10 protein-coding genes and 1 pseudogene are annotated in these 10,823 nt (G+C 72.6%); 3 read left to right on the forward strand and 8 right to left on the reverse strand.

Features of this window, described 5'->3' with window-relative positions:
• Window positions 1-108: 108 nt before the first annotated feature.
• Complete coding sequence (locus KCH_RS11735; RefSeq protein ID WP_035862366.1) at window positions 109-1,746, forward strand: LCP family protein; 1,638 nt, start codon at window positions 109-111, stop codon at window positions 1,744-1,746.
• Window positions 1,747-1,817: 71 nt separating this feature from the next.
• On the opposite strand, the gene KCH_RS11740 is transcribed toward KCH_RS11735, so the two are convergent.
• Both KCH_RS11740 and KCH_RS11745 read right to left on the reverse strand, forming a co-directional pair.
• Window positions 1,818-2,717, reverse strand: a complete 900-nt coding sequence (locus KCH_RS11740) for a 1-aminocyclopropane-1-carboxylate deaminase/D-cysteine desulfhydrase (RefSeq protein WP_035862367.1) — start codon at window positions 2,715-2,717, stop codon at window positions 1,818-1,820.
• A 93-nt stretch (window positions 2,718-2,810) separates the two neighbouring features.
• The gene (locus KCH_RS11745; RefSeq protein WP_244305298.1) at window positions 2,811-3,263 is read right to left on the reverse strand and encodes a carboxymuconolactone decarboxylase family protein; all 453 of its coding nucleotides are present in this window, start codon (window positions 3,261-3,263) and stop codon (window positions 2,811-2,813) included.
• Window positions 3,264-3,444: 181 nt separating this feature from the next.
• Here KCH_RS11745 and pdxR point away from each other — a divergent pair.
• Window positions 3,445-4,832 (forward strand): annotated as a pseudogene (gene pdxR / locus KCH_RS11750) (MocR-like pyridoxine biosynthesis transcription factor PdxR).
• Window positions 4,833-5,000: 168 nt separating this feature from the next.
• Here pdxR and KCH_RS11755 read toward each other — a convergent pair.
• The 4 genes from KCH_RS11755 to KCH_RS41225 form a co-directional block, all read right to left on the reverse strand.
• Window positions 5,001-6,140: a YncE family protein gene (locus KCH_RS11755; protein WP_035862371.1), complete on the reverse strand. Its 1,140-nt coding sequence runs from the start codon at window positions 6,138-6,140 to the stop codon at window positions 5,001-5,003.
• Window positions 6,137-6,763, reverse strand: a complete 627-nt coding sequence (locus KCH_RS11760) for an ankyrin repeat domain-containing protein (RefSeq protein WP_035862373.1) — start codon at window positions 6,761-6,763, stop codon at window positions 6,137-6,139. Before KCH_RS11760 ends, KCH_RS11755 begins: the two co-directional genes overlap by 4 nt.
• 832 nt (window positions 6,764-7,595) lie before the next feature.
• Window positions 7,596-8,492, reverse strand: a complete 897-nt coding sequence (locus KCH_RS11765; protein WP_035862374.1) for a DUF6349 family protein — start codon at window positions 8,490-8,492, stop codon at window positions 7,596-7,598.
• Between the two features lie 18 nt (window positions 8,493-8,510).
• Window positions 8,511-8,963 (reverse strand): hypothetical protein, encoded by a 453-nt coding sequence (locus KCH_RS41225; protein ID WP_157032002.1) that lies wholly within the window; start codon window positions 8,961-8,963, stop codon window positions 8,511-8,513.
• A gap of 31 nt (window positions 8,964-8,994) precedes the next feature.
• Between KCH_RS41225 and KCH_RS41230 the strand changes: the two genes are divergently transcribed.
• On the forward strand, window positions 8,995-9,303 hold the full coding sequence (locus KCH_RS41230) for a hypothetical protein (protein ID WP_157032003.1): 309 nt from the start codon (window positions 8,995-8,997) through the stop codon (window positions 9,301-9,303).
• 296 nt (window positions 9,304-9,599) lie between these two features.
• Here the strand turns inward: KCH_RS41230 and KCH_RS11780 are convergent, their stop codons facing one another.
• Window positions 9,600-9,818 (reverse strand): hypothetical protein, encoded by a 219-nt coding sequence (locus KCH_RS11780; protein WP_035862381.1) that lies wholly within the window; start codon window positions 9,816-9,818, stop codon window positions 9,600-9,602.
• Window positions 9,819-9,959: 141 nt separating this feature from the next.
• Window positions 9,960-10,520, reverse strand: coding sequence for a hypothetical protein (locus KCH_RS11785; RefSeq protein ID WP_035862383.1), 561 nt, complete (start codon window positions 10,518-10,520; stop codon window positions 9,960-9,962).
• Between the last annotated feature and the right edge of the window lie 303 nt (window positions 10,521-10,823).

Raw genomic sequence — 10,823 nt, forward strand, 5'->3', positions numbered from 1 at the left:
ACCGCGCCGTCTAAGTGGTGACGAACGCCCCGTCCGCAGTGTCGCGCGCGGGGCAAGTGCCTGCCCTCGGGCACCAGTTCCCGTTGCGCGCAGAGAGATCCCGGACCGATGACCGACGCCACGCAGAGCACGACCGCGGCCCCGTCCCGTGGCAGCAGAGGCCGACGAATAGCCAGGAGTCTCGGGGCGACCGCCGCCGTCATGGTGGTCCTCGCCGCGGGACTCGGCGCCTGGTACTACCAGCGGCTCGACCACAACATCACGACCTTCGCCCCGGAAGGCATCGCGTCCAGCCGCCCGCCGGCCGGACCGACCGCGCCCACCGGCGGACGACCCGTCAACATCCTGCTGCTCGGCTCCGACACCCGCAGCGACGGCAACAGCGACCTCGGCGGCGGCGACGAGGGGGTCGGGCACTCCGACACCGCGATCCTGCTGCACGTCTACGCCGATCACAAACACGCCGTCGGCGTGTCGATCCCGCGCGACACCCTGGTCACCATCCCGCCGTGCCGGCTGGCCGACGGCCGGTGGACCACCGCCCGCACCAACCAGATGTTCAACTCGGCCTTCACCGTGGGCGAGTTCAAGGCCGGCAACCCCGCCTGCACGCAGAACACCGTGGAGGAGCTGACCGGCCTGCGGGTGGACCACACCCTGGTCGTCGACTTCAAGGGCTTCGCCTCCGTCACCGAGGCCGTCGGCGGCGTGGACGTGTGCGTCCCCAACGACGTCGACTCCTACGGCATCCACCTGACCAAGGGCCGCCAGACCGTCGCCGGCCAGCAGGCCGTCGACTACGTCCGGGCCCGGCACGGCCTCGGCGACAGCTCCGACATCGGCCGGATGCGGCGTCAGCAGGCGTTCATGTCCTCGCTGATCAAGAAGGTGCAGGGGCGGGGCTTCGACCTGACCACCCTGCTGCCGCTGGCCGACGCCGCCACCAGGTCGCTCACCGTCGACCCCGACCTCGGCTCGCCCTACAAGCTCGCCGAGTTCGCCCAGTCGCTGCAGAACATCAAGCTGGCCGACATCCAGTTCGTCACCCTGCCCTGGCGCTTCCAGGGCGCCCGGGTCGCGATCGTGCAGCCCGACGCCACCATCCTGTGGAACCTGCTCCGCGAGGACCGCACCCTGGACGGCCGCCTCACCGGCGACGCCGCGAACCCGTCCGGCGCGCCCTCGGCCGGCGCGTCGCCCGGAGCCTCGCCCGGCGCGTCCGGGAGCCCGACGCCCGGCGCCTCCCCCGGTGCTTCGGCCGGTGGGGCGGGCGGTGGGTCGACCGGTGGGTCGGCCGGGGTTCCGGCCGGCGCGTCCGGCGGTCCGTCGGCCGCCGGCGGCACCGACGCGGCGAGCCTGGACGTGCCGATCGTGGTCCACAACGCCGCCAAGTCCGCCGGACTGGCCGGCCGCACCGAGCTGGCGCTGCGCGGCAACGGCTACCGCGACATCACCATCGGCGGCAACACGCCCGCCCGGCCGACCACCCTGATCGAGTACTCGCTCAGCCTGCGCCCGGCCGCCGAACGCCTCGCCCTGCTGTACCCCGGCGCGGAACTCCGTGCCGACTCGACCGCCGACTCCATCGTGCTGACCATCGGTCAGGACCGGGCCGGCGCCGACACCGGCGAGGGCCCCGCGCCCGGGGCCTCCGCCACCGGCATCCCGTCCGCCATCCCGAACGGCATCACGGACAACACCCGGCCCGCCGACAGCGACCTCTGCAGCGACCTCAGCTTCGGCTGACGCCCCGGACCGACGCCCTCTCCCCGGCCCCGGCCCCGGAGAGAGGGCCCGGGCCGGAGAGAGAGCCCGGCCTACGCCTGCGGTGCCGGGTCCGGCAGGCCGGTCACCACCAGGGTGACCCGACGGTCCGTCAGCTCGCCTGCCCTAGCCAGGCCGTACACCGCCGACAGGGCCTTCGCCACGTACCGCCGCTCGACCGGCACCCCGTGCCGGTCCTCGAACCCGGCGGCGAATCGTTCCAGCTCCGGCGGGACCTTGCCGTACCCGCCGGCGTGCCAGCCGTGCACCAGCCGCCAGTTGGCGAACTCCCGCCCGTACGCGGCCCGGTGGAGCGCCGTCACCTCGCGCTCCAGGTAGCCCTCGCCGCGCAGCACCGCCACGCCGAGCGCCTGCGCGCCTGGCGGCAGTCCGGCGGCGATCCCGGCCAGCGTGCCGCCGGTACCGACCGCGCAGCACACCACATCCCGCTCGCCGGGCTCCGGCAGTTGGGCGGCCAGTTCGGCGGCGATCACCGCGGCCCCGCGCACCGCCGCCGCGTTCGACCCGCCCTCGGGGAGCACGAAGTGCCCCGGCCGGCGCTCCTGCCGGCCGGAGGCGACCTCGCGGTAGACGGAGCGCTCGACGAACTCCAGCACCATCCCGTCCCGTTCGGCCCCGGCCAGCGACCAGTTCCGCGGCATCCCGGCCAGCTCGGCGCCGCGGATCACCCCGACGCTCTCCAGCCCGAGCGCCCGCGCCGCCGCGGCCACCGCCCGCACGTGGGTCGAGTACGCGCCGCCGTAGGTGAGCAGCGCCCGGCTGCCGTCCGCGACCGCCCGCTCCAGGTTCGGCGCGAGCTTGCGCCACTTGTTGCCGGGCACCGCCGGATGCGCCAGGTCGTCCCGCTTCAGCCGGAGTTCCACCCCTGCGGCGGCGAGCTCCGGGTCGTCGACCACCGTCAACGGCGTGGGCAGATCAGCAGGCAGGAGCACCCGCCCACCCTAACCGGGGCCGGCCGCGCCCCCGCCGCCCCCTCGACCCCCCCTCGACCCGTCCCGGCCGGCCGAAGCGGTCGGAGCGGCCGGTCAGAGCGTGCTGGGCGTCTTGCGGGTGGTGACGTTCATCCGGTTCCACGCGTTGGCCGTGAACACCAGGGCGATCAACTGCGCCAGTTCGCGCTCCTCGAAGTGCTTCGCCGCCTCCTGGTACACCTCGTCCGGGACGCCCGAGGGCAGCAGCGTGACCGCCTCCGCGAGGGCCAGCGCGGCCCGCTCCTTCTCGGTGAACAGGCTGGACTCCTCCCAGGCCGTCAGCTGGTAGATCCGCTCCTCACTCTCCCCCGCCTTCCGGGCGTCCACGGTGTGGTAGCCGATGCAGTACGCGCACTTGTTGACCTGGGCGACCCGGATCTGCACCAGCTCGAGCAGTTCGGGGTCCAGCCCCTCCCGGGCGGCGGCATCCAGGGCCAGGACCGCCTTGAAGACCTTGGGGGCGACGGCGGAGAAGTTCATGCGCTGAGGAACCCGATGCGTTGTCATGCCTCAACGCTAGAGGCCAGATCGACCGGCGGTAGGGTGCATTTCCGTGCCAGAGACATGGGTCAATTCCCGGCCGGAGCCCGCCCCCGCCGGAGCGCCGCAGCCGGCACCCCGCCTGCCCGAACAGCCGGACGACCCCGCTCCTGCGCCTGCCACTGCCGCTTCCGCTGCCGCTGCCGAGGTGCTGGGCACCGACCTGCACCTCGAACTCTCCGGCCGGGGCAGCCGCCGCGCCCAGCTGATACAGGCCCTGCGCGAGGCCGTCGACTCCGGACGCCTCGCCCCCGGCACCCGCCTGCCCCCGTACCGCAGCCTCGCCCGCGACCTGGGCATCGCCCGCAACACGGTGGCCGACGCGTACGCCGAACTCGTCGCCGAGGGGCGGCTGTCGGCCCGCCAGGGATCCGGCACCCGGGTCGCCCACCGGGCCGCCCCGCTGCCCACCGGCCGGAGCGCCCCGCGCGCCCCAGCACTGCCCGTCCCGTCGTCCACGACCTGATGCCCTCCTCGCCCGATGCCTCCGCCTTTCCCCGCTCCGACTGGCTGACCTCCGCCCGACGGGCCGTCACCGCCGCCCCCAGCAGCGCCTTCGGCGTCGGCGACCCGCGCGGCCGGCCCGAACTGCGGACCGCACTCGCCGAGTACCTGGCCCGCGCCCGCGGCGTCCGCACCGACCCGGACCGGATCGTGGTCTGCGCCGGCTTCGCCCACGCCCTCCGCCTGCTGGGCGGCATCCTGGACGGACCCGTCGCGGTCGAGTCGTACGGCCTGGCGTTCTACCGCGACCTGCTCGCCGCGGCCGGCCGCCGCACCGTCCCGCTGACCGTCGACCGGGCGGGCGCCCGCACCGCCGAACTGGCCGCCACCGAGGCCCGAGCCGCCCTGCTGACCCCCGCCCACCAGTTCCCCACCGGCGGCCCGCTGCACGCCGACCGCCGCGCCGCCGCCGTCGACTGGGCCCGCGCCCACGGCGGCCTGCTGCTGGAGGACGACTACGACGGCGAGTTCCGCTACGACCGCCAGCCGATCGGCGCCGTCCAGGGCCTCGACCCCGACCGGGTGGTCTACCTGGGCTCCACCAGCAAGAGCCTGTCGCCGGCGCTGCGGCTCGGCTGGATGGTGCTGCCCGACACCCTGGTCGACCCGGTGCTCGCCGCCAAGGGCACCCGCGAACTGACCTCCGGCGTGATCGACCAGCTCACCCTCGCCGACTTCCTCGCCCACGGCGCCTACGACCGCCACCTGCGCCGGATGCGCCGCCACTACCGCCGCCGCCGCGACCTGCTGGTCCGCACCCTCGCCGAGCGCGCCCCCGACATCCGGGTCAGCGGCATCGCCGCCGGCCTGCACGCCGTGCTCGAACTCCCCGAGCGCTCCGAGCCGTTGGCCCTCGGCACCGCCCGCCGCCTGGGCCTCGCCCTGGAGGGCCTGCGACCCTACCGCCACCCCGACAGCACCATGCCGCCCCGCGACGGCCTGGTGATCGGCTACGGCACCCCGCCCGACCACGCCTTCCCCGCCGCCCTGGACGCCCTCTGCCAGGCCCTGGCCTCGATCCCCCGGGCGTGACCCCCTGCCGGTCGGACCTACGGCAGGGCTTCCGAATTTCCGGGCTTCCTTCCTTCCTGCCTTCCCGGGTGACTGGGCATCACGCCGGCCTCGAATGCGGGTGGTGGGACGCGCAATGGCGGTGGGCCCTGCCTGGTCCCGGTGGGGCGGGGTCCGTCCGGTCGGTGGTCAGAGCACGGCAACCCCCAGTGGTCGGTGGCCGACCTCCAGCCGGTGGGTGGCGCCGGAGTCGAGATGGACCAGGGTGATCCCGTCCCAGTAGCCGTCCCGCGTGAACCCTCCGGTGACGTAGGCCGTGTGCCCGTCCCGGGAGAGCGCGACGTCTTCGTGTGGCAGGCCCAGCGGGTAGACCCGCTCGGTGCCGTCGGGCTGACGTACGGTCAGACTCGGGCCGGCGTCGCTTCCCGTGATCGGGCCGCTGCCCACCACCAGGAGCCGGCCGTCGGGAGCGACGGTGACGCCGTGCTGGTGGGTGTCGGCCGTCATCGGCTCCACGGACACCTGCCCCGTGGCCGGGTCCACCACCGCCAACCGCTCGCCCTCGAACGGCAGCAGCAGCTTCCCGTCGCCCGGCCGGACGGCCGCGTAGTGCGGCTTCAGCCAGGAGCCGAGGCCGCCCTCCGTCCCGTACGGTGCGACCTCGATCCGGCGGGTGGCCAGGCTCTCGGCGGCCACCACCGTCACGTCGAAGGAGTCGTGGCCGGTCGCGTAGACCTCCCGTCCGTCCGCCGACACGTCCACGTCGAACGGTCGCCGCCCCACCGGGGCGACCCCCACGACCTGGCCGGAGTCGGTGTCGACCACCTCCAACACGCCGTTCCGCCCGGGTATGTTGACGCCCACGAACAGTCGGCTGCCGTCCGGCGACAGGGCCAGGCCCATGGCGCCGCCCCGGTACTCGCCCGTTCCGGAAGGGCCGGTGTCGGTGCGGTGGGCGATGGTGCGGGTCAACGTGCGGGTACGGGTGTCGACTTCGGCGACGCCCTCCGCAGTGCTCACCCAGGCCCGGCCGTCCGCCCCGAGGGCCACGGCGTACGGGGCCGTGCCGACCCGGACCGAGCCGATCGCGCCGCGCTGCGGATCGACGAAGGTGGCGGTGTCGGACCCGAAGTCCGCCACCAGCAGCGTCCCTGGCGGGGTGGGCGCGGTAGTTGACGCTCCGTCGGAAGACATGGAGGTCGGGGCGGAGGCTGCGGGCGGCGAGGTCGGTGCGCTGTCGGCCCGGGTGGCGCAGCCGGTCAGCAGGACGGCCAGCGTTGACACGGTGGCGAGCAGCAGTGGCGCGGTGCGCCGGCGGCGGGCGGTCATGGGGCGACTCCCTTCCTCGGATCGGGTGTGGCTTCGCGCAGCAGGGCGGCGATGGCCCGGAAGCCGCGGCGCTCGGCGTGCTGGAGGGCCGTCACGCCGTCGGCGTCGGCGAGTTGGGGGTCAGCGCCCGCGGCGAGCAGCAGGCGGACGATCTCGGTGTGCGGGCGGCCGCCGTCGCCGAGGATCACGGCCTCCAGCAGGGCCGTCCACCCCAGCCGGTTGACGTGGTCGACGTAGAGGTCGGTCTCCTCCACCACCGCCCGTACGTAAGCGACATGGCCTCGCTCGGCGGCGGGTATCAGGCTGACGCCGCCGAACCGGTTGGTCAGCCCGAAATCCGGCCCGGCGACCAGCAGTGCCCGCATCATGGGGACGCTGCCGGTGACTCCGGTGACCAGCCATGGGCTGTCCTCCCGGTGGTCCTGCGCGTCCGGATCGGCGCCGGCCGCGACGAGGAACTCGGCGACGGCCACCTGGTCGGCGAGCGCTGCCGTCAGCAGCGCCGTCCGCCCCTGGGGGTCGCGGGCCTCCAGGTTGGCGCCGGCCTCCAGGGCAGCCCTGACAGCGTCGAGATCGCCGGTGTGCGCGGCGCCGAGCAGGCGCTGGTCGAGTGCGGTCGTCATCACGGTCCTCCTCCTGAGGGACGGCAGGTACAGCACGGAATGCCTCAACAGACGCGGTGTGGGGGCGGAAAGCCGGTCTGCTTCATACTTGCCCCGCCCACCCCGTCGCTTCGTCGGCGAACCGGCCAGTCCTGGCGAGCTTTCCGGCTGACACCGGCATCATCCGATCGGTTGATGCACGATCGGGCGGCAGGTGCGGCAGCGGGTGCGGAGGCCGTCCCGGACAGGTGGCTGAGGCACCGTCAGAAGGAGCTGTACTGCTGCAAGTTGTCCAGGCGCTGTCCACTGGAGGGTGAATCTCGGTGGAGAACCGGGCCGCCGGACACGCCGGTGCTCTACAGTTACGAGGCGAGCCCGGGCGTTTCGCCTGCTCAGGGGCCCATCGGCTGACGATCGGTCAGCGGCCGAGGTAGGGCGGGTGGGACTCGAACCCACGACCAAGGGATTATGAGTCCTCCGGTCACTTTGACTGACGCTCACTGGCTTTCACTGGATTTACCTGTTTTCCCAGGTCAGAGCCAGTTTCCAGCCTCCGGCCTTCTCAGGCTTTCCCCCGATTTCACCGGCCTTCACCAACGCCATGTCCACTCGAAGTCCACTTGGATCCGGGCTTCATGATGCCTTTGAAGGGTCGAGCACGCTCTGCCAGCGGGACTCGATCTGGCCGATTCCCCGGTCAGGGGATACCCCAACCGATGCCAAGCGGCTTCGCCATCTCCTGACGGGCGAAGCCGCTTCGTGCGCAGCGCGCAAGCTCTGCCGAAGATCCTACCGGGAGGCCGTTGGCACTCCCAGTCCTCGCGGAACGGAGGTTCAGCCGGGGCCGCGGCGGTCAGAGGAGGGTCTGCTGCTTGTGTTTCGGCTCGGGGGTGTAGCTGGAGCGGTAGACCTTCACCAGATAGCCGCCGCCGCGAGCTTTGCCGGGCTCGTGCCGGTCGTTGGCGGTGGAGGTGTACACCTTGAGCGGGCCGCCGGTCTCGAACCAGCCGGTCGGGTAGACGGCGTCGAGGTAGGCGCGCAGCAGGTGGGCGTTCTTGCCGCTCGTGCCCTGCGGGATGGTCGGGAGGCGCCGCCAGCCAGGGTGGGTGTGGTCGAGGGCGTCTTCCACGGCCGTGTTGTGGTCGCGGCGTATCGGTCCTTCCCAGGGGCAGGCGAGGCAGGCTCCGCGCCGGGCTGGCAGGTCGGCGGATTGCTCGATCACGGTTGCGGCGTGCTGCTCGGTCCGGGTGGTGGGGTTGGTAGGGTCGAATCCGGGGTGTCCCCAAGAGATGTGCCAGGCGCTGCGGATCGTGTCGCGGGGCGCTGCGGTCTTGCTCAGCGTCAGGTAGGTGTTGTGCCGGGCGACGGCGCCGGCGGCGGTCCAGCTGGCGATCCACGCCGCCACGGTGCTGACGCACGCGGCGGTGTCGGTTTCGCAGCTGAGGTCGCCGGGGCCCAGGTAGACCTGGAGGTAGTCGCCGGAGTCGGCGGGATTGTGGAAGTGGATGACGCTCCAGGCTTCGTGGTCGGAGGGCAGGTGGGATACGTCGGCGTCCTCGGTGCACCAGAGGGTGGTGCTGTCGGGCAGGTCGATGGCGATGGCGCGCCCGGCGCTGGTCTGGTCGATTCTGGGGGTCAGGTCGGCGTTGACGAGGGCGTTCCAGAGGAGGTGGCCTGCCGCGGTGTAGTCGTTCAGGTCGGTGTGGCCGTAGCGAGCCATGATGAGCTGGCGCTGCTGGTCGGTGGGCATCGGTGTCCTTCAAGCGGGTCAGAGGAAGGTGAGCTGTTCGGGGACCGGGATGAGGTGAAATCCGGCTTCGGCCAGCCGTGTGCCGCGTGACAGCTGTTGGTGGCCGTCGTGGTGCCGGCGCAGGAGGTAGGCGGTGTACTGGCCGCTGGTCCCGTGGATGGGGAGTTCGATGTGGCGGGCGGCGGTGACGGTCCAGGTGCCGTCCGGGCTGCGGAGGTGTTCGCCGGGACGCAGCGCCCGGCCTGGCTGGGTGGGCGTCGGCACGGCTTCGTCGGGCTGGAGGTGGGCGGCGGTGCAGGTGGGGCAGAGCCAGCGGGGCTGCTCGCAAGGTCGGTAGAGACTGCTGGAAGCCGTGGTACAGGTGGCACAGCGGACCGGGCCGGCGAGGTAGTGGGTTCGGATGCGGGTGACGCACGGGTAGCGGGTCACCTCGTGTCCGGGGCGGACGAGTGTCGTCGTCGTGATCTTCATGGCCGGTTCCGGGTGTGAGGAGGGTCGGTTGGTGGTGGAGTTCGTCGAGCCAGCTGAGGAGGCGGGGGAGGTTCTGGTCGGGGCCGTAGGTGAGGTAAGTACCGTCGGTGCTGGTGCAGCCGAGCCAGTCGGCGGTGGTGAGGCGACGGCGGGAGTTGACGCGGCCCATGTGGACGGTCTTGCCGAGGTCGCGGGCGTGGCGGGCCAGGCGTTCGGCGACAGGGCCGAGCTTCCAGCCGGTGGTGCCGGCGACGAACAGGACGTCGAAGTCCGACCAAGGGACGAGGTGGTCGATGTCGGCGCCGTCCTGGGCGGCGAAGGCCGCAGGGATTCCGAGTGAGCGGATTCGGGCCAGCCAGAGGGCGGAGTCGGCGAGGGTTCCGGCGGCGTCGTACGGGCGGTCGGGGGCGACGGCGAAGAGGCAGCGGTGGGGGCCGTAGCGGTGGACCTGGCTGGTGAGCCAGGTCCACCATCGTTCGGGTCCGGGCCAGCCCTTGCCGAAGCGGCCGTTGTCGGCTGCCCACCATGCGCCGGGCGGTACCGGGTTGCCCTGGCGCGGGGTGGTGATGCAGCCGAGGTCGCCTGCGGTCATCGCGGTTCGGATCTCGGCCGTGGAGGGGTTGGCCAGGTAGAGCATCAGGAGGTCAGTTCGGTGATTCGGGTCCGGTGTTCTTCGTTGGTGATGTGGCCGTTTTCCAGCTGGGCGTCAAGGAGGGTGCGCCACGCGGAGAGGGCGTCGTCGTACTTGGCCTTGATCTCGGTGTCGGTGCCGCGGTAGCAGGTGAGCTTGTAGATGTGGGTGGCGCTTTCGGCTCGGCGGGCGAGCTGCTTGAGGGTGAAGTCGTCGATGGTCACGGCTGGTTGTCCTTGTTGGGCGCGGGCGGGGGGCTGTCGGCGGGGTTCGGAGGTGCTTGTTGGTGTTGCTGGTCGGTCGTGCGGGGCCCACCGGCGGCGGGCCCCGTCCAGCAGGCGGCGTTCGTGGCTTGTGCCGGTGTCTCAGGGGTTGAGGAGCTGTCCGGGCACGGCGTCAACGGGTCGGGTCGGGAGGATGCGGGCGTGGAAGGTGCGGCAGTGGGCCCGGACTCGGGTCGGGGCGTCGGCCACCCGGGTGTTGTCCCAGCGGTAGAAGGCGGGCTCGTGGCCGAAGCGGTCGAGGATCTGCCAGAAGAGGTTGGTGCCGCGTTCGATGATCACGAGCTGGCAGTACCGGCCCTTGCGGACCATGTGGAGGATCGCGCCGACGTCGCCGTGCCTGTTCTGGTGGGGGTGGGCCTTGATTCCGGCTGCGGTGAGCGCGGTGACAATCGGGTTGGCCGGCTCGGGGGGCGCGGGCTGCCAGGTTTCCGGGGTTCCCCATTCCACGGCTTCCAGCTGCGCGGGTCCGCGTCCGGCGTTGTTGGCGAGGGTGAGGCGGACGGCGGGGCTGTGGCCCGGGTAGGCGAGCAGGTTGACGGGTTGGACGGCGAGGATCCGCGCGTTCGTGACGGGCGGGCCTCCGAAGATGCCTTCGGGGGTGCGGTAGTGGGTGAATCCGGTGTAGGTGCGGCGCGGTGTCATGGCTGTTCCAGGGGTGTGTGGAGGCGGATCGGGTCGGTGATGGGTTCGCAGGCGGCCGGGCAGGGCTGGTACTTCCAGGGGCGGCCGAAGGGGTGGCGGTGCTGTTCGTGGTGGCGGTCGGGGTCGTCAGCGGCGCAGCGGACGGGGTAGCGGCCTCGGGAGCCGCAGTGCGGGCACAGGGCGAGGGGGTCGGTGTTGTCGGGGGTGACTGGGTGGGGGTAGGGCGGGCGGAGCCGTCGGCGGGGTGTCCGTTGGCGTGGTTGAAGAGGTAGAAGGGGCTTCGGGGGTGGATGGGCAGGGACC

Source organism: Kitasatospora cheerisanensis KCTC 2395, assembly GCF_000696185.1.
Classification (GTDB): Bacteria; Actinomycetota; Actinomycetes; order Streptomycetales; family Streptomycetaceae; genus Kitasatospora; species Kitasatospora cheerisanensis.

Bases quoted from the DNA above. Each gene is read 5' to 3' on its own strand.
- KCH_RS11755 (WP_035862371.1), bottom strand. From the start codon at position 6,140: ATGACCGCCCGCCGCCGGCGCACCGCGCCACTGCTGCTCGCCACCGTG.
- KCH_RS11765 (WP_035862374.1), bottom strand. From the start codon at position 8,492: ATGCCCACCGACCAGCAGCGCCAGCTCATCATGGCTCGCTACGGCCAC.
- KCH_RS11785 (WP_035862383.1), bottom strand. From the start codon at position 10,520: ATGACACCGCGCCGCACCTACACCGGATTCACCCACTACCGCACCCCC.
- KCH_RS11745 (WP_244305298.1), bottom strand. From the start codon at position 3,263: ATGACAACGCATCGGGTTCCTCAGCGCATGAACTTCTCCGCCGTCGCC.
- KCH_RS11760 (WP_035862373.1), bottom strand. From the start codon at position 6,763: ATGACGACCGCACTCGACCAGCGCCTGCTCGGCGCCGCGCACACCGGC.
- KCH_RS41225 (WP_157032002.1), bottom strand. From the start codon at position 8,963: ATGAAGATCACGACGACGACACTCGTCCGCCCCGGACACGAGGTGACC.
- KCH_RS11735 (WP_035862366.1), top strand. From the start codon at position 109: ATGACCGACGCCACGCAGAGCACGACCGCGGCCCCGTCCCGTGGCAGC.